Genomic DNA, 17,960 nt, shown 5'->3' with positions numbered 1-17,960 from the left:
TTTTAAACTGTAAACTGCTTTACTAATCCTTGTAAATCTTGGGCCAACTCTGCTAACTCCTGCAAATCCTTGTCCATGTTCTCCCAATCTCAGTCATTTTAATTCTTATTTACTAAAGCATCTTCAGGTAAGACAAAGCTAAATTTAGCCCCTCTTTCTTTGATGTTTTCTACTTTTACCCTACCTCTATGCTGCTCGATAATATCTTTCACAATTGCTAATCCCAAACCACTGCCCTGCTCACTACGTGTTCGAGCAGTATCAACTTTATAAAATCTCTGCCAAATATTATCCAATTCATCTTCAGGAATTCCCGGGCCTTGATCAATAATAGCAAATTCGACTTCACTATTTTCTCCCTCATGATACTTCGTTTTCACTATTATCTTTCCTCCTAGGGGTGAATGCTCAATTGCATTATCTAATAAGTTAATCATCACCTGCTGCATCCGATTAGGGTCAACATATAAATCTGGTACATTATTGATAAAAGAATTTTTAATCTGTAACTGATTCTCTTTTAATTTATGCTGCAGTGAATTAATGGCCCTCATAATTATTTCTTGAGCCTCTATTATTTCTCTATCTAATTTTAATTCTCCTGAATCTAATTTTCCTAATACAGCTAAATCATCAATTAAATGTTCTAAATACTCTGTATCTTTATACATTATATCAGCATAATTTTTTATTTCTCCTGCACTCAATTCTTGTTCTTGAAAAATCTCTAAAAACCCTTTCAAAGAAGTTAATGGTGCTCTGAACTCATGAGAAACATCAGAGACAAATTGCTTTCTCATCTTTTCTAATCGCTCTTTTTTATCTAATGTTTCTTCTACTTGTTCAACCGCATAATTATAGGCCTCAACTAAACGTTCAATTTCTTGACTACTATTCTCTGGTAACTCTACTCTTTCAAAATTACCATCAGCAATCTCTAAAGCTGATTCATTAATTCTTTCTAAAGGCTTAGTCACTCGACTTGCAAATAAAAAGCTTAAACCTAACGCTGCTATGATAGCTATTAAAGAAGCATATAAAATCAAACGCAATATTTCCCAAACTGTTTCTGAAATACTGCCTAAAGGACTGCGCACTACTATACTTCCTAATACTTTTCCTTCTATCTCATCATCAGGACCTAAAATAATTGATTTAGTCTGCTCTTGCTTCCATAAAAGAGGAAAAACCATCAATAAACTTTGCCTTTGTGGTCCACGAATTTTTTTGGTAATACTATTACCTTCTAAAACTCGCTCTACTTCTCGGTTTTTTAATTCCAAATCAAAAGCTTCTAAAGTAGTTGAATCAAAAATGATTTCCCCTTTTTCATTAGCTATAGCAATATCCATATTAGCTGAACGGGCAATAGTTTTTATCTTTTGCCGGGCACTTTTTATTTCATTACTCCGTAAGTTACGTCCAGTTACATTAGAACTGACCAACTTTGCTATTCTTTTTCCATTGTTAGTAGCTTTCCATTCGCGAAGACCAAAATAATAATTTTGAATTAAATAACCAAAAATAAGACCAATTACTACTAAAGCAATTAAAATTACTGCTAAATGTGAAATCATCAACCGCCCAAAAAAGCTACGCAAATTAAGTTTCATTTTCTAATTCATCCTTTATTACAAATTTATAACCTACCCCCCACACTGTTTCTAAAGGTATCTCTTCTAATCCTCCCTTGCTTAATTTTTTCCTTAATCTTTTGATATGTTCATCTATAGTTCGACTTCGTTTATCAGTATCTGGCCCCCAAATCTCTGTCAATAACTCTTCACGACTAAAAGCTTGATTAGGACGTCGGGCCAAGAAAACTAGTAATTGAAACTCTTTAGGAGCTACTGCTATTTCAGACCCTTGAATATAGACTGCTCTGCTTTTAGGATCAATTCTTAAATCCAAGCTAGGTAATTCAAGTGCTTTTTTCTCAGCAGCAGGTTTATCTTTAGTCTTTTCAAATCGCCTAATCACTGCCTTAATACGAGCAGTTAATTCGCGAGGACTAAATGGTTTAGTTACATAATCATCTGCTCCTATTTCTAAACCCAAAACTTTATCAGTTTCTTCTACTTTAGCCGTTAACATAATAATTGGAGTCTCTACACCTTTATTTTTTAATTCACGACAAATCTCCCATCCGTCTTTTTCTGGCAGCATAATATCTAAAAGAATTAAGTCTAAATCTTTTTCTAAAGCAGCTTTTAATCCGCTTTGACCATCTTGCTTAAAAATTAAATCTATATCATATGATTTCAACATTGCTTCCACTAAGGAATAAATATGGTCATCATCTTCAATTAATAATATTTTTTTACCGTGTAAGTCCAACTCAAATACTCCTTTCTAAGTAGTGACTTACCACGATATATTCTTGAAAAATAAGTAAATTCCTCCCTTTTAGCATAAATTTCTTGCTAAAAATGATATTATTAAGCTAATAAATAATCTACTGCACTAACTATTGTACCGCCAAAATTACTTAACCACCTAATTAATAAAGTTGTCCACTCTGCTTCTGGGACTTCTCTTAAAGTAACTAAATCTACTGAACCTAATTTTTGCTCTTGATAATAATAGCTAATGCTCCCTACTTTTTTATTATCTGCCAAAGGAGCTTCTAAAATCCTCTTAGTTAATTCTACTTCTTTTGTTATTTGTTCTTCAGTACCAACCTTAACTAATGGTTTTAATTTAGTTTCTGTAACTACTGGTACTTTCAATTCTGACCCTTGTTCTACTTCTAAAGTATTAATTTTTTTGCCGGCAGCTACTATCTTTCTTCGTCGAAAAAGATCAAAGCCATAATCCAATAAGTTTTTAGCTGTATTGATACGCAGTTCCTTAGTCTCAGCACCTAATAATACAGCGATCAAGCGCCGCTCATCTCTTTTAGCTGTAACAGTCAGGCAATACCCTGCTTCTTTTGTCCAACCTGTCTGTAATCCATCTGCTCCTTCATAATGACCAATTAATTGATTAGTATTATAAATTGCTTGCTGTTTATGAATATAATCTACCCGCTGATTAGTCCAATTTAAAACTTGATTATGATTAGTAATCAGATTTTGAACTAACGAAGCTAATTCATGAGCTGTAGATTTATTGCCCCCTTTTTTAGCAGGTAAACCAGTACAGTTAATAAAATGAGTTTTTTCTAATCCTAATTGCTCTGCTTGGCGGTTCATTAATCTTACAAATTGCTGCTCAGTACCAGCTATATAATTCGCTACTGCTACTGCAGCATCATTAGCTGATGGGAGTAAAACAGCTTTTAATAATTCTTTTAAAGTATATTTTTCTCCTGCAGCTAACCAAATTTGAGAGCCTCCCATTGCTTCTGCCGCGGGGCTGATTGTAACTTGGTCTTGTAAAGAAAATTTAGCACTTTCTACTTCTTCTAATGCTACTAACACAGTCATAACTTTAGTTAAACTAGCAAGGGGAGACTGCTGTTTAGCATTTTTTTGCAATAAAACTTGTCCAGTCTGAGCATCAATTAATACTGCTGAATGAGCATTGATGGTTGTATTAGCTACTGCTAATCCTGAACAAAAGATTATCAAAATCAATATTAAACTCAAACTTAACTTTAATTTAGTCATCACAATCCTCTCCTCTCTAATAAGTATAGTTAAATAAAACTATCCTCCGGGGGTACGGAGGATAGTAGTGGAGGTGAAACGATAACTCAAATTGAGTATATTTATATTAACTATTCAATTGAGGAAGACCATCTAAATATAATGTTTCTTGTGATTTTTCAGCTTTGACATTAATTTTAACTTGATAAGTATCATAAATTTGCGCCCACTGTTGCTTACTACTTTGGTCATAAGGTTTAGCAATTTCTTGTGGTTTAAAAGCAATAAATATTTTTAAATTTTCTCCTAATTCAAGAGATTCTACATCAATAGTTGCCTTTTGCTCACCAGACTTGTGTTTAACTTTAATCTCAGTAAAGCCATAACCTGGATCTTCATAACCCACCTCAGCAATTGGGGCAGCTGCTACATCATTAATTGTAATTCCTTCTGCTAATGTACCACCCGTATTTTCAATAATCAACGTACTCCATAAATATTTGTCAGCTTTAATATCCTTTTCACTTCTTTCTAAATAGCCTTGAAATGATGTTTTAAAGCGTTGTGGGCCCCCGGGAACTGTTGCAATTTCAAAATTAGGTTTTTGCACATACTTCTTATTTTCTTCAGCTAAATTTTGGGCACCTTGAGCAATATTAAAAATCCAAATTGCAATTAAAACTACTAACACTACTTTACCATATTTCTTAGCCTTATCTTGCCAAGAATTTTCCTCGTTACTAGGATTATGAGACATAGTATCTCTCCTTTCTAGTTGATATTTATTTTATTTCGTTGTTTATATTATAAACAAAATGTAAACAAAATGCAAATAAATAGTCACTAAAATATAAATTACAACAAAACTCACTAAGCCACATAAGCTCTAAAATTGAAAATCATTATTTATTGTGTTAAACTAAAGTCATCACCTATAGAATTTATACTATATATGCAATTATAGTTTACCTTGACATTAATCTATTATAAAGAGGTGGCAAAAATGGACCACACATTATTTAAAGATAAAGGATTTAAGGTCTTTTTATTATTAACTACCATGCTACTTTTTCTCGAATTTAAAAATTTCTTACTTTTTCACTTAGGAGTGGAATTATTCAGTATTATTATCGCATTTAGCATTTTTATTATTGTAATTAATATTAATGAAATCACAGATAATGACTACTTAATCTTCCTCGGTTTAGCCTACGGTTTTATTGCTGGCTTTGACCTACTACATACTCTGAGTTATAAAGGCATGTCAGTTTTAGATGTAGAAACTAACATCCCCACTCAACTATGGATTGCCGCCCGTTATTTTGAAAGTTTTATTTTAATCGGCTCTTTTTATTACTTAGATCATAAATTAAATAAGAAAAAAACAATTATTCTTTTTTCATTAATCAGTGCTTTAATTATAGTTAGTATTTTTATGGGCTATTTTCCTGACTGTTTTATTGCCGGTCAGGGTTTAACTTCATTTAAAATAATTAGTGAATATATAATTATCGCTTTATTAATAATTGCTCTCTTTTTACTGTACTATTATCAAGATCGTTTCACTAAAAAGAGTCATCTCTTTTTAAAATTAGCTTTATTTACTACTATAGCTGCTGAATTTTTCTTTACTCTTTATATTGATGTTTTTGGACTATCTAATGTAATTGGCCATCTTTTTAAATTAATGTCTTTTTATTTCTTATATCGTTCGGTTATAAAAGTAGTTTTACAAGATCCATATACTTCTTTGTTTTATAAATTAAAGAATAAAAATGAAAATTTGCAAGAGAGCTATGAAGAAATTGATTCTATCAATGAAGAATTAAAAGCAATGCAATCTGAATTAAAATCGACTAATCAACAATTAAGACAAAGAATTGAAGCGGGCAGAAAGATTCACCTACAGTTGATGGGGGATAAACCAAAAGATTTAAAAGAACTTTCTTTAGCTGCTAGTTATTTGCCGGCTGAAGAAATTGGTGGTGACCTATATAATTTAATTAAATTAGAAGATAAATTCATTTTTTATTTAGTAGATATTACTGGGCATGGAATTGATGGAGCTTTTTTAAATGTCTTTGTCAAAGAGGCGATTAACAACTTTTTAGTTACTAATGACCACAGAAAAGACTTATCGCCCCAAGAAATAATGGAGCATATTAATCAAAGATTTCGCGAAGAACAATTTCCTGAAGATTATTTTATCTGTCTGCTATTATTTATAGTCGACCTTGATGATTATAGAGTCAAATATGCAAATGCTGGTTTTCAAACCCTACCTTTGCTAGTCAAAAATGGAAAAGTTAAAGAATTAACTGCTACTGAATTACCTATTTCTTTAGCTATTCCTAGTACAAAATACGAATTCCCAGAAGATGATTTTTATTTAGAGCAGCAAGATATTATTTTAGCTGCTACGGATGGATTAATTGAGGAAAGAGCTAGGGGAGGAATTTATGGGGCCAAGCGTTTGATCAATAATTTAAAACTCAATTATCACTCTTCACCACAGTTTATAATGGATCAAATCATTGCTGATTTTAAGCAGTTTATAGAAAAACCTCAATCTGACGATATCACCCTGTTAGTTTTAAAAAGGGATGAAGTTAATTCGGAGTGATTCAAACTGAAAATAAGCTAAAAAGACCTCTCTGTATTTCCAGAGAGGTCTTTTTTTATTACTATTTAATTAAGCAGCCTGGCTTTGAACTTGTCCTTGTTCATCTTCTTCAAACTCTAAATCTGGTTTTAAAGTATTCGCTACTAGGGCTGTAACTACCATTCCTACAAGCATGCAAACACCATATAAAATTGGCTTATTAACAAATGGCCAAGATAAGAAGAAGGCTAAAGTAACTGGATTAATGATATTGAAGAAACCAGCTAATCCAGTAGCAGTAGCAGTTCCAATCATGATTGAAGGAATTACTCTAAATGGGTCAGCCATAGCAATTGGAATAGTACCTTCAGTTATACCAAAGATAGCCATTATTGCTGCGGGGTCAGCCGCGGTCTTTTCTTTATCCCGATACTTATCTGGCGCCATCTTAGTAGCTAACCACATTCCTAATGGCGGTACTGATACGGCAATATGAATCGCTGTATTTGGGAAATAAATTTTAGAAGCATACATACCAAAAGCAAATGCTACAGCAGTTTTATTCAATGGACCTCCCATATTAAAGGCCATCATAGCTCCTAAAATTGCTCCTAATACAATCTTACTACTACCCTGCATTCCTTTTAGCCAAGTTTCTAAGAACGTCATCATTCCAGCAATTGGTTGCCCAATTAAATAATAAAATACCAAAGCCACCGTAAGTGTTGCTCCTAATGGTATTAGAATAATTGTCAATAAAGGCATAATAGATGGAGGTAATTTAATATTTTCTTTCATCCACTTTACCAAATAACCAGACATCAGTCCAACTACAATCCCACCTAAAAAACCAGCTTTCATATTACTAGCTAAAACACCACAAATCATCCCAGGAGCAATTCCTGGTTTATCAGCAATTGAATAAGCAATATATCCTGCTATGATTGGGACTAATAGTTCAAATCCCATACCACCTATCTTATTAACAGTATGAGCAAAAGTATTAGCATACTCTTCTTTCCAGACAGCTGCTGTTCCAACAGTGAATTTACCAATGATAGATGATAAAGCTAACATAAGTCCAGCTGCTGCTACAAATGGTACCATATAAGAAACACCAGTCATCAGATGTTCCTGCAGATTCTTAGCAAACTCTTTTAACTTTTCCATAGAATATCCCTCCTAGGTATTTTATTCTACTAATTTTAGTGCTTCGTCCACAATTTTTTCAGTATCCCGAATCGCCTTATCAATCTTTACCTTATGCGTTGGTAAATTATCAAACCTAGATTCTCCTTCTATTTTCGTAGACACAGCTAAAATAGCTACATCTGCTTCAGCAAGATCCTCTTCTGTGATTTCATTTTCCATACCTAAAGCACCTTGCTTTTCTAATTTAATCTCTAGTCCTCTCTTATCCGCCTCTTCTTTCAGCGCCTTAGCAACCATATTTGTATGTGCTATCCCATTTGGGCAAGCTGTTACTGCTACAATCTTCATTAGTAATCTCCTCCTTATAAATGATTGATTAATCTTTACTTAATAATTTTATTAATTTTTCTTTATCTTTAACTGCTAATAGCTGTTCTACAAACTCATCTTCCATTAATTTAGTAGATAAAGTTGATAAGATCTCTATATGTTTAGTATTAGCTGCTTGATTAGGCACAGCTAACATAATTACTAATTTTACTTTATCTTCATCAACAGCATTCCAATCTACACCTTCTTTTAACTTTGCAACTGCCATACTAACTTCTTTAACACTGTCTGATTTGCAGTGAGGAATAGCTACTTTTTGTCCAAATCCAGTAGTTCCCTCTTCTTCGCGTTCAATAATTCCTGCTTTAAATTCTTCTTTAGATGTAATTTTATCTTCTTGATATAATAAGTCAGTCAACGCTTCTATTGTTTCTAGTTGATTATTTGCAGTTAGAGATAAATCAATTAATTTATGATTTATCAATTCTGAAACATCCATACTTAATCCCCTCCAGTTGCCAATGATTGCAAGAATTCATCTGCAGTAGCACTCTCATTTAGTTGCTGCACTAATTTTTGGTTTTGGGTTAACTCATATAATTCATCAAAGAGTTCTTCTGCTGCTTGCTGTTTAGATAAATCCATAGCTAAGAGAAAAATCAAATTTGCCTCATAATCATCCCATGGGACTGACTCTTCTAGTTGACAAACTGCAATAGCCGGTTCTTTAACTTGGTTTAGTACACCATGAGGAATACAGACTCCATTGCCTATATTTGTTGAAGATAATTCTTCACGAGCAATAACTGAATCTATAAAATCAGTTTTGACACAACCTACTTCTTGTAACTGTTGACCTAAGAATTTAATTATCTCTACTTGTGAAGTGAAATTTTGCTTCACAAAAATTAAGTCTGCATCTAATCTAGATAATAATCTATTAAAATCAATCTCAGGTTTATCAGGTACTTTTTGATTAAATTGCTTTACATATGATTCTATCTGCTTTAAATCAGAATTAGGTAACAAAGGACTAACTTTGATAACCTCAGGCTCTACTTCTACAGTTAAAGGAACAGTAGTAATAATCAAATCTGGATTCTCTTCCTGCACAATACTATCTACTTCAAAACTAGAAGCAATTTCAAGAATATCAAAATTATCAAATCTTCTTTTTAACTTAGTAGCTAACAATTGTGCTGTTCCTACCCCAGTTGAACAGACCACTAAAACCTGCAGCGGTTGTTCATTCTTTTGTTCTATCCTTTCTAAAGCTGCTTGAAGATGAATGGTAATATAGCCAACTTCGTCTTCTATCATCTCCACCCCATATTCTTCTTCTATTACTTGACTAGCTGCTACTGCTGCCTCATAAGTTAAGGAATAAGAACTTTTCACTTCTTCTAACATAGGGTTAAATAAGTTCATATTATATTTCAATCTATTGACAGCAGACCGCAAATGAACACTTAAACCTACCAATAACTCTCTATCATTAGCTAAAGAAACATCTAACACTGATTCAGCTTGTTTAATCATCTTTTTAGCTAAATCAAGCAATTCTGGATCTATATCATCTAAGGTAACCCCTACTGCTTGTTCTTGTTCTGGAGTTTCTTGCACCTTAGCACCTAAGAGATGTAAAGTAATATAATAAATTTCTTCTTTAGGGATTTCTACTTCTAATTCATTTTCTAACCGAGTTACAATAACTTGAGCCATCTTATACTCTTTATTTTCTTTCAGATCATTGCTTTGATAATCAGGTAATTCAATACTTTGACCTAATTTGATTCTCCGTAAAGCAATGGCTAAATGAATTACTAAACCAGAATAAGCTTGATCAGTAAATTTAAATTTAAAATCTTCTTGCACTTCCTTTACTACTTGTTCTATAATAGGTAAATCAGGTTGATCAATCATTCTTTGAATCTCATTTAAATTATTAATATAGATCCTTTTATCATTATGAGTCTGCTGCACACCATTTAAAAATTCAAATAGATTAGGAATATCAGTATTAGTCGATAACAAATGTGAAACAGCAGATCGTAGATCTTTTTCTTCTCCAACTACTTTAATTCCCCAATTCGGTCTCTTTTTTAATTTTAAGTCATGTCCTGCTAACCAATCTTCAACTTCAGCTAAATCATTATTGATTGTCGCTCGGCTAACATATAATTCTTGGGCCAACTCTCTCGTTGTCAGCACCTGCTGAGTTTCTAACAACCTTTTCAATAAATAAACAATTCGCTCCCGGCGATTAGTAGGTACAAAATTATTGCTCCCAAAATCTAATTCTTCTTTTAATATTTCTTTTTCTTCACAACTTATATCTAACCAAACTCCCACTCGCGGTTTAGTTTTCACTTCACCATCATAGCTATCTCCTAACCATAAGTTAATTGCTTTAATATCTTTACGAATTGTACGCGGAGAAACATCTAACTTATCTGCTAAATGCTTAGTCGTTAAAGACTCTTCAGCACTTAATAGTTCTATTAATAATTTCTGCTGTCGTTGTTTCAAATTATTCATTTTTAACACCATCCCTATCATCTTGCATATCTATTGTAACAGTTCTGTTTTAATTTCTAAATACCACAATGTTTATATCACTTCCACATTCAATTCAGACATTTTTAAACAATAAAAAATCTCCAAGCAAAAATAACTTGGAGATCGCTGATTATTACTATTTAATTATTTTTCCTTGTACTAAAAATAAACACAACGTTCTCCTTTACAACCATGCGGATGACGCTGAGAAAAATCACAATTACGAATCCGACTAACAGGTAACTTTATCTCAAATTGTTCTTTTAATAATTCTATTCCTGTTTCAATCGCTGTTCTGACACTCTGCTTACAACAGCCTGGTCCTCCCGTATTAGCAATAGCAGTCAACGACGCATTAGTAGCCCGCATAGTTAAAGTACGTTCTCTATCTTTAGCACAAGTAGCTTGATACAAAATACTAAATACTGCTCCAACACCCGGCCCTGCTCCACAAGATCCATAATCAGCACAACTACAGCTAGGTATCTTTTTCATACGGCGAATTCCTTCTTCAATATCTTCAGCGGTAACTTGTTTTTCAATTCCTTGGACTGTAATTGGCCCGAAATTTCTTAAGGCCACTAACAAAGCTGAAGTTACTACTAAGTGATGAGCCCCACCTAAAAATGGCATATTAGGATGAGCCATCATTCGTTCCGCAAATTCTAGTGGATCTTTGGTTTTAGCATTCAGTGCTGCTTCTTCAATAAAACTATTAATTTCTTGATTATGACATTTATCACAGACAAAGTGATCATTTAAACAATATACTGCAGCTGCTTTTTCTGTTCCACAATAAATACACTCTTTTTTATCTGGCTGAGATTTATAAACTAACTCATCTCCACAAACCATGCAATTTTCCGTTTCTCGTTCTTCTTTTGCACTGCAGTCATTTGTTTTTCTTGGCTTATTACAACATCCCATTTCTATACCCCCTAAAATAAATTCCTTAACTATATTATTACTATTTAAACAGCCTGATTAATAAATAACAAATGGATTTTATTTTCCAGCTACTATTTCACTTTTTAATACTTCCGCCTTGCTAATATACCACTCTTCTTCAACTTTTTCAATAGTCATTGCCATTTTAGCTTCTTTTATAAAGTATTCCTCATAACTAGAATCAGCTCCATCATCTAATCTAAATTCCATATCTACAAAGAATTCTGCATTTATTTTTTGATCAGGTTTTTTAACATTTATATCAGTAGGCCGAAAATCATAGCCACCTTGATAATGAAAACCTCCACCCCAATTAGCTTCGATAAACTCTTCAATAAACTTATCTCTAGGTTGTCCATTAATACCATTAGGATTAATTATCTCACGCAGCAATTCTTTATCTTCAACATACATAGCAGTTAAAAATTCATTCATAGCCTTTACAGGAGAACTCATACTCAAAACCGCATAAGGAGAAAAACTCCTACTTTGGCCCACTAAATACTTCTGCCCCTGTTCTGTAACTATCTTAGAAGAACCTAATACAAGCCAATCTTCACCTTTACTTTTACGCCAGCTTTTCACATCATAATGAGACAATCTAATATTATCATTAGCAGCCATTTGATCACTAATTGGAATTTTAATAGTTACTAATTCATTTGTCTCAGCATTATAATCTATATTTACTGCATCTGCTTCAAGTTGCAACTGCTCTGATCCTAACTCAGGAGGATTTTCATCAACTTCTGCCTTAGCAGCAAAATCATTAATTTTACCTAATTGATTAAATTGAAGTTTAATTCCATTAGCAAGAGTAACCTCTCTAATTTCCTCTCCAAATTCCTGCGGTAAGATTCCTTCCCCTGGTATCAGACTAATTTGATTATTCTTCTGATAATCTTTGAGCATATTCTCAGCATTTTGTAATTTTCCTTTTATCTTCTCAGGGGTCAGACCTTCACCTTGCCCCATCTCTGGTCCATATTCTTCTGCTACTACAGTTGTCTCAACATTAATATTTCCATCTAACTTATCCTGATGACCTACATTAGGAATTATACCTGAAACTCTAACTTTATCATTGCCGTTATTAACTGATTTTGTCGCTATCACTACCACATCTGCTCCAGATTTAATACCTGTAATTTGATATTCTCCTTCAGCATTTGTAGAAGTAGTTGCTATTATCTCGCCTGTAGTATAATTCTTAATAGTAATCTCTGCCTGAGGTAAAACCTTCCCATTAATTGCAAATACTTTATTAGAAAATAACTTAGCTAAAACTGACTTATCATTAGAAAGAGCTACCTTAGTATTTTGCGGCACAGTCACAGTCCCTTCTAGAGTAGCAGTTGAACTGCCATCATCACCACTACAACCAACAATTAACAGTGACGCTAATAATAAGAATACTACAAAGAAAGTTACTTTTTTCTGAGTCAACTTTTATCCCCCCTTAACTAGATTTTATTTTTTCATTTGGCTAATTATGGATAGAAATAGTTTGTCCTGCTTTTAATTTAAATTACTCTTTATTTTCTAATTCTTCAATTAATTTTTTTAATTTATCTCTCGTCTGCTCTTTAATTTCAACTTGACTATAACTAACTTTATTGATAATCTTTTGGCTCCAAGTTAATTCTTCTTCTAAAGTTGAAAAATCTCTTTTAATCTCATGAAAAAATTCTTCTAAAGTCTCATAGTTTTCTCTTTTGTAACCTTTACTTTCTAATAATTTTATTAATTCTTCTAATAGATTACTTACCTTATTCCTTTCGAGACTAGATAAACCTTTTCGCCTTTGGAATTCATTTTCTTTCTCTATATTTTGTTCATCACTATGAAAATTCTTTTTTATCTGTTTCATTTCCCCCACAAATAAATCTCTCCAATTTTTAAATAAAGCAAATAAAGTTTTATACAAATTAACAACTAATCGGGGCAGTTTTTTGAACTCATCTGCTTTTCTTTTAAATATAAGGAATAAGATTGTAATTGCACCTAGAATACTAAAAACTACGGCAACTAGAGAAATAACAGCAGGTATCGACCAATACCACGGTAAATCTTTAGTCTCTACATTGAAATTTCTTTGAGCTGCTCTTTTACCAGACATAATATTGCTTAATTGACCTAGATCATACTCCCTTTCTAAATTGACTTCTTCTTCCCAGTTATCTAATTTATTGGCAATTAATTCAGCAAAATTATTCCCATACTGCACTGGTACTAATAATGATAGAACTAACACTATTATTATTAACAGTACAGACCAACTGAAGCAGCGATTAAAGATTTTAAAATCAACCTTGTAATCAGCTAAGAACCAATTTAAAGCTTTAATACTAAATTTAAAAAATTGCCATAGGAGGTACTGACAAATTAATAAAGCAATCCCACTTACAATTAAGACTAGATTTATCTTCTTAGCTGCTAGCCAACTTATTACTGCTAACAGGTCAATCATAATTAAATTATTTTTTACACCTTTTAAAATAATTCCTTGTCGCTTAAAATTTAGCCCCTGCTTTTCTAACCTAGTTTTATCTAAATTAAGAAAATCAAATTTTAGATATTCATATCTACTAACAAAACTAACTGCTAAACTATAAATGATTAAAATTATTAGAGCAATTAGGAATAACAAATTTGACTCAGGTTTATGGTTGATTAACCACAGTAATATTCCTAACCCTACTAAATTAATCATATTTAAGGACAACAAAGAAAATCTAGTTTTAACTGCAGCCTTAGCACCTACTAAACCTAATAATATCGCTACTACTGCAGTTAAGATATTTAACCAAAAGTTACTAGCAGCTATATAACTATCTACTACTAAGAATAATTGACTAGCTAAGAATAATAAAAGTAATAAGATAATTAGATCAGTAACTACTGTTAGTTTTTTACTCAACTCTTTTATATCCCTATTAGCTGCCCCAAGCATAAAAATCTTCCTTCCTTTTAATTTGATAAATCACCAAATTTTCAGTATAAGAGCGATTCAAATATCTCTGATGCAGTACATCTTTGCCCAATACAATAATAACCACATTTAATCCTTGACGGCACAGTTGCAGAGCTTTAGTCACTAATTCTTCTCCATCAGTTTTAGTAATTAATAATAAGGTAGACCCTGGTGTTGCTTGCTGACTGTATTTCTCAATCAAGTTTAGATAAGACTGTTCTTTAGTTATTTCTAAGCGGGCCAAAAATTCCATAATATCCATCAACTGCCCTGCCCCTTGCCCAGCTGCGATTAGTTCTTGATTATTAACCTCATCTTCTCCATTAGTAGCTAAGCCAACAGTTTGATTACAATCTACTAAATATTTAGCAACTGAAGCCGCCACTTCTATTGCTAATTCTGTCTCTATACTTAGATTTTTGACTCCATAATCCTGCTGCTTTAAATTTAAAAAGATTAAATTCTCTACTGCAATTGTAGACTCATATTCTTTAACCATTAACTGATTTAAACTAGCAGTTGCCGGCCAATAAACATCTTTGATCTGATCTCCTTTTTGATATTCTCGCAGACCTCTAAAACTTGTTGGATCCCGATAAATTTTCTGAGGCCAAATCAAATCACCAAATGCTATTCGCGAGGGCAATCCTAAGTCTTCTAGGGGAAAAACTTGGGGGTAGACAATTAACTGCTGCCCTGTATCAAAAGTAAATTTCTTTTCTACCAAACCTAGTCCATCTCCTAATTGCCCCTTACAGACACCTAAATTATATAAGCCTCTTTCTTTGCCCTTTAAAGTATACTGTTGTGATACTTTTTCTTGCGGTGCTAAAGAGGTAATTTGACTTGTTAAGGAACTATGTAATTTAACTGGTACTGCCTCATTAAATTCAAGCCAAAAAATAGGCCAGATGCTGTTATTCTTCAAATTCAAGTTGATTTCTGTTTTCTCGCCACGAAAAATGCGATTAGAACTGATATTTCTAACACAAGTTAATTTTTTTAAAGCTTCTATAGTCATATATTTCAGAGCTAAGTTAACTCCTAAGATAATCAAGACTATATAATAGAGTTGAAAGACTTTAAACATCGTTCCTAGAATAAAAATCAAGAGTGCAATCAAATAAATACCCATTTTATTCCTCCTGCAGAACAGGAACAGAAACTTTCTTTAAAATCTTAGCAATTAGATTGACTGCTTCTGTTCCTCGTAGTTGACTTTCAGATTTAACTACTAAGCGGTGACTTAAAACTGATGGTGCTAAGCTCTTTACATCCTGCGGAGTCACAAAATTTCTGCCCTCTAGTAATGCTTTAGCTTGAGCAGTATGATATAAATCAATACTGCCTCGGGGACTAGCACCTAATACAATATCAGGATGTTCTCGTGTCTTAGCTACAATTTTTACTAAATATTCTGCTACTTTATCTGCCACATGAACTTGGCGCACTTCTTTTTTTAGTTCTTCTATTTTCTCTGGTGTCGTTACTGACTCTAAACTTTTAATAGGGTGTTTTTTCTTTACTTGCTTTAAAATCTGCACCTCATCTTCTTGACCTGGATAGCCCATACTAGTCTTCATCATAAACCGATCTAATTGAGCTTTAGGCAGCGGAAATGTCCCATCAAATTCAACTGGATTTTGCGTAGCAATCACAAAGAAAGGCTGGGGTAGTATTTTTGTTGCCCCATCAATGCTAACCTGCCCTTCAGCCATACTTTCTAATAATCCCGATTGAGTTTTAGGTGTGGCTCGATTAATCTCATCTACTAACAAGACCTGCGAAAAAATTGGCCCGGGTGAAAACTCAAATTCTTCTGTTTCTTGATGATAAACAGTAATTCCTGTCATATCCTTAGGTAATAAATCAGGGGTACACTGTACTCTGCTAAATTCAGCCCCGCTACTAACTGCTAATGAACGAGCTAACATTGTCTTCCCTACCCCTGGTACATCTTCTAATAACAAATGTCCTCCGGCTAAAAAACAGATCAAAGCTTCTTCTAATACTTCTCTTTTTCCCACCATTACTTCTTCCATATTATCTAAGATTTCTTCACATATTTTGTCAAAATCACTCATTCTATAACTCCTCTCTAAAGTATAGTAAAAATACGATTCAATTTATCTCTTGCAAAAAACTATCATCTAATTATTTTATTCAATAAAAAACATTATTTTCCTTTATACTGAATATCCTTCATTAGAATTAAGAACCATGTTTTCATTGCATCACTAATTTAAAAATGGTACACTATCATTATCAAACGACTTCCCTAAGGGGGTTTCTAAACAGCTTAATTATTTATAATCAAATATACTTATTTTGATGTATAAATAGATAGATTTTGGTTATATTATTAATAGGTGATAAAAAATGAAACTATCAATTAAAGAAGCAGCTAATTTTTTAGGAGTTTCAATTTCAACTCTGAGGCGTTGGGATAAAGAAGGGAAGTTAGTTCCTGAACGTACTGCAGGTGGGCATAGAAGATATGGCAAAAAGAAGTTAATTGCTTTTCAAACTAAAGAGGATAATCACAGTCGATTAACTATTGGCTATTGTAGAATTTCTAGTAATAGTCAAAAAAATGATTTAGAACGACAAATAGATAAAGTTTCTAGTTATTGTACAGCTAATGGTTATCAATTCAGGATTATTAAAGATATAGGTAGTGGTCTTAATTATAAGAAAAAAGGACTTAAAGAACTTATTAAATTAATTGAAAGTAGGGAAATTGGAAGAATTGTAGTTAATTATAAAGATAGACTTATCAGATTTGGATATGAAATGTTTGAACAGATGTGGGAGTTAAATGATGTCAAAATTGAAATAATAAATCATACGGAAGATAAAAGTTATCAAGAAGAATTAGTAGAGGATGTATTGTCAATTATTACAGTATTTTCATCTAAATTATATGGAAGTCGCAGTCATAAATCTAAAAAAATTAAGACAAGTAATAAAGAATTATTTACTATTGATTAAACATATTAAATTTAAAGGAGAAGAATAGATGCTGCGCACAAGCAAAATATTAATCAAAGATCAAGACTTTAAAGAATTTGCAATTGAGAAGGTATATCTAACCCGACATTTTGAAAATATGCTGCTTATTTTATTAGAGCAAGATTATAAACAAGAGATTGGAGATAGAAATTTGATTTCTAATCCCTATGTAATGAGAGCAGTAATTAGAGATACCAAAGGTGGTAAATATGCTGAAAAAGTAGCCTATATGAAAGAAAAATATAAAGATCATGATCTGATGCAGGATTTAATTGAAGTAGGGAAACAACTTAAAAAAGATAACCTCGTCATGACTATCAGAAAAGTACGAGGGAATTTTAAATCTTTTTATACCAAAAATAAAAGTGGTGATAAAAAAGCAAAACCGCCCAAACCTAAAAGCTTATCTTCGCTAAATCACTATACTCTTCTAATTGATAATGATAAAGGTCTAGGACTTTCTTATTTAAAGAAAGGTAAAGACAAATTAGGTATCACTCTAGATCATGATAGAGGCAGACAATATATAAGAGTTAATCAGCAAAAGTTAAAACAGTTAGTGGATGGTGACCTAGATAACATTCAATCTATTAATTTAAAGTATTCTAATGGTGAATTGTACCTATTAGTTGCTTATCACCATAATAAAAAGGTACAAAATAATAAACCGCATAAGATTGCAGGTCTAGATATAGGGATTAATAATCTAGCAGCAGTTTATATAGAGGATAAAGATAGCCCTAGTCTGATAGTAGATGGTAAGAAGTTTAAGAACTATAATAGTCAATTTAAT

General features: G+C 32.5%; 16 protein-coding genes. 3 read left to right on the top strand and 13 right to left on the bottom strand.

Going from position 1 to position 17,960, the window contains the following annotated elements; all coding sequences use genetic code 11:
• Positions 1 to 98: 98 nt before the first annotated feature.
• From JOC47_RS11060 to JOC47_RS11045, 4 genes are all read right to left on the bottom strand, one after another.
• A complete protein-coding gene (locus JOC47_RS11060; RefSeq protein ID WP_204702139.1) occupies positions 99 to 1,613 on the bottom strand; it encodes a sensor histidine kinase in 1,515 nt (504 codons plus the stop codon).
• Positions 1,603 to 2,337 carry a response regulator gene (locus JOC47_RS11055; RefSeq protein WP_204702138.1) on the bottom strand — a complete coding sequence of 245 codons (735 nt, stop codon included), beginning with the start codon at positions 2,335 to 2,337 and terminating at the stop codon, positions 1,603 to 1,605. The genes JOC47_RS11060 and JOC47_RS11055 overlap by 11 nt, the downstream gene beginning before the upstream one ends.
• Before the next feature lie 101 nt (positions 2,338 to 2,438).
• Positions 2,439 to 3,611: a D-alanyl-D-alanine carboxypeptidase family protein gene (locus JOC47_RS11050; RefSeq protein WP_204702137.1), complete on the bottom strand. Its 1,173-nt coding sequence runs from the start codon at positions 3,609 to 3,611 to the stop codon at positions 2,439 to 2,441.
• A 106-nt stretch (positions 3,612 to 3,717) separates the two neighbouring features.
• Complete coding sequence (locus tag JOC47_RS11045) at positions 3,718 to 4,347, bottom strand: hypothetical protein (protein WP_204702136.1); 630 nt, start codon at positions 4,345 to 4,347, stop codon at positions 3,718 to 3,720.
• 246 nt (positions 4,348 to 4,593) lie between these two features.
• On the opposite strand from JOC47_RS11045, the gene JOC47_RS11040 reads away from it, so the two are divergent.
• Positions 4,594 to 6,213 (top strand): MASE3 domain-containing protein, encoded by a 1,620-nt coding sequence (locus tag JOC47_RS11040; RefSeq protein ID WP_204702135.1) that lies wholly within the window; start codon positions 4,594 to 4,596, stop codon positions 6,211 to 6,213.
• A 69-nt stretch (positions 6,214 to 6,282) separates the two neighbouring features.
• On the opposite strand, the gene JOC47_RS11035 is transcribed toward JOC47_RS11040, so the two are convergent.
• The 9 genes from JOC47_RS11035 to JOC47_RS10995 all read right to left on the bottom strand — a co-directional run bounded on the left by JOC47_RS11035 (position 6,283) and on the right by JOC47_RS10995 (position 16,239).
• Positions 6,283 to 7,362, bottom strand: a complete 1,080-nt coding sequence (locus tag JOC47_RS11035) for a PTS fructose transporter subunit IIC (RefSeq protein WP_204702134.1) — start codon at positions 7,360 to 7,362, stop codon at positions 6,283 to 6,285.
• 21 nt (positions 7,363 to 7,383) lie between these two features.
• Positions 7,384 to 7,692: a PTS fructose transporter subunit IIB gene (locus tag JOC47_RS11030; protein WP_204702133.1), complete on the bottom strand. Its 309-nt coding sequence runs from the start codon at positions 7,690 to 7,692 to the stop codon at positions 7,384 to 7,386.
• Between the two features lie 28 nt (positions 7,693 to 7,720).
• On the bottom strand, positions 7,721 to 8,173 hold the full coding sequence (locus JOC47_RS11025) for a PTS sugar transporter subunit IIA (protein WP_204702132.1): 453 nt from the start codon (positions 8,171 to 8,173) through the stop codon (positions 7,721 to 7,723).
• Positions 8,174 to 8,175: 2 nt separating this feature from the next.
• Positions 8,176 to 10,212 carry a BglG family transcription antiterminator gene (locus tag JOC47_RS11020; RefSeq protein WP_204702131.1) on the bottom strand — a complete coding sequence of 679 codons (2,037 nt, stop codon included), beginning with the start codon at positions 10,210 to 10,212 and terminating at the stop codon, positions 8,176 to 8,178.
• Positions 10,213 to 10,392: 180 nt separating this feature from the next.
• Positions 10,393 to 11,160 carry a DUF5714 domain-containing protein gene (locus JOC47_RS11015; protein WP_204702130.1) on the bottom strand — a complete coding sequence of 256 codons (768 nt, stop codon included), beginning with the start codon at positions 11,158 to 11,160 and terminating at the stop codon, positions 10,393 to 10,395.
• A gap of 78 nt (positions 11,161 to 11,238) precedes the next feature.
• A complete protein-coding gene (locus tag JOC47_RS11010) occupies positions 11,239 to 12,627 on the bottom strand; it encodes a carboxypeptidase-like regulatory domain-containing protein (RefSeq protein ID WP_204702129.1) in 1,389 nt (462 codons plus the stop codon).
• An 82-nt stretch (positions 12,628 to 12,709) separates the two neighbouring features.
• Entirely contained in the window at positions 12,710 to 14,134 is a 1,425-nt protein-coding gene (locus tag JOC47_RS11005; protein WP_204702128.1) for a hypothetical protein, read from the bottom strand.
• Complete coding sequence (locus JOC47_RS11000; RefSeq protein WP_204702127.1) at positions 14,118 to 15,290, bottom strand: DUF58 domain-containing protein; 1,173 nt, start codon at positions 15,288 to 15,290, stop codon at positions 14,118 to 14,120. Before JOC47_RS11000 ends, JOC47_RS11005 begins: the two co-directional genes overlap by 17 nt.
• Before the next feature lies 1 nt (position 15,291).
• Positions 15,292 to 16,239, bottom strand: a complete 948-nt coding sequence (locus tag JOC47_RS10995; RefSeq protein WP_204702126.1) for an AAA family ATPase — start codon at positions 16,237 to 16,239, stop codon at positions 15,292 to 15,294.
• Between the two features lie 295 nt (positions 16,240 to 16,534).
• Here JOC47_RS10995 and JOC47_RS10990 point away from each other — a divergent pair, with 295 nt between their 5' ends.
• Both JOC47_RS10990 and JOC47_RS10985 read left to right on the top strand, forming a co-directional pair.
• The gene (locus JOC47_RS10990; RefSeq protein WP_204702125.1) at positions 16,535 to 17,146 is read left to right on the top strand and encodes an IS607 family transposase; all 612 of its coding nucleotides are present in this window, start codon (positions 16,535 to 16,537) and stop codon (positions 17,144 to 17,146) included.
• Positions 17,147 to 17,174: 28 nt separating this feature from the next.
• A partial coding sequence (locus JOC47_RS10985; RefSeq protein ID WP_500683577.1) for a nuclease/transposase family protein occupies positions 17,175 to 17,960 on the top strand: 786 nt, incomplete at its 3' end.

This window comes from Halanaerobacter jeridensis (assembly GCF_016908315.1).
GTDB classification, from domain to species: Bacteria; Bacillota; Halanaerobiia; order Halobacteroidales; family Halobacteroidaceae; genus Halanaerobacter; species Halanaerobacter jeridensis.
The sequence above is the reverse complement of the archived record's forward strand: the minus strand, read 5'-3'. Positions and strand labels throughout refer to the sequence as shown.

Coding starts and splice junctions, on each gene's coding strand:
- JOC47_RS11060 (WP_204702139.1), bottom strand. CDS start 1,613: ATGAAACTTAATTTGCGTAGCTTTTTTGGGCGGTTGATGATTTCACAT.
- JOC47_RS11050 (WP_204702137.1), bottom strand. CDS start 3,611: ATGACTAAATTAAAGTTAAGTTTGAGTTTAATATTGATTTTGATAATC.
- JOC47_RS11045 (WP_204702136.1), bottom strand. CDS start 4,347: ATGTCTCATAATCCTAGTAACGAGGAAAATTCTTGGCAAGATAAGGCT.
- JOC47_RS11040 (WP_204702135.1), top strand. CDS start 4,594: ATGGACCACACATTATTTAAAGATAAAGGATTTAAGGTCTTTTTATTA.
- JOC47_RS11035 (WP_204702134.1), bottom strand. CDS start 7,362: ATGGAAAAGTTAAAAGAGTTTGCTAAGAATCTGCAGGAACATCTGATG.
- JOC47_RS11030 (WP_204702133.1), bottom strand. CDS start 7,692: ATGAAGATTGTAGCAGTAACAGCTTGCCCAAATGGGATAGCACATACA.
- JOC47_RS11025 (WP_204702132.1), bottom strand. CDS start 8,173: ATGGATGTTTCAGAATTGATAAATCATAAATTAATTGATTTATCTCTA.
- JOC47_RS11020 (WP_204702131.1), bottom strand. CDS start 10,212: ATGAATAATTTGAAACAACGACAGCAGAAATTATTAATAGAACTATTA.
- JOC47_RS11015 (WP_204702130.1), bottom strand. CDS start 11,160: ATGGGATGTTGTAATAAGCCAAGAAAAACAAATGACTGCAGTGCAAAA.
- JOC47_RS11005 (WP_204702128.1), bottom strand. CDS start 14,134: ATGCTTGGGGCAGCTAATAGGGATATAAAAGAGTTGAGTAAAAAACTA.
- JOC47_RS11000 (WP_204702127.1), bottom strand. CDS start 15,290: ATGGGTATTTATTTGATTGCACTCTTGATTTTTATTCTAGGAACGATG.
- JOC47_RS10995 (WP_204702126.1), bottom strand. CDS start 16,239: ATGAGTGATTTTGACAAAATATGTGAAGAAATCTTAGATAATATGGAA.
- JOC47_RS10990 (WP_204702125.1), top strand. CDS start 16,535: ATGAAACTATCAATTAAAGAAGCAGCTAATTTTTTAGGAGTTTCAATT.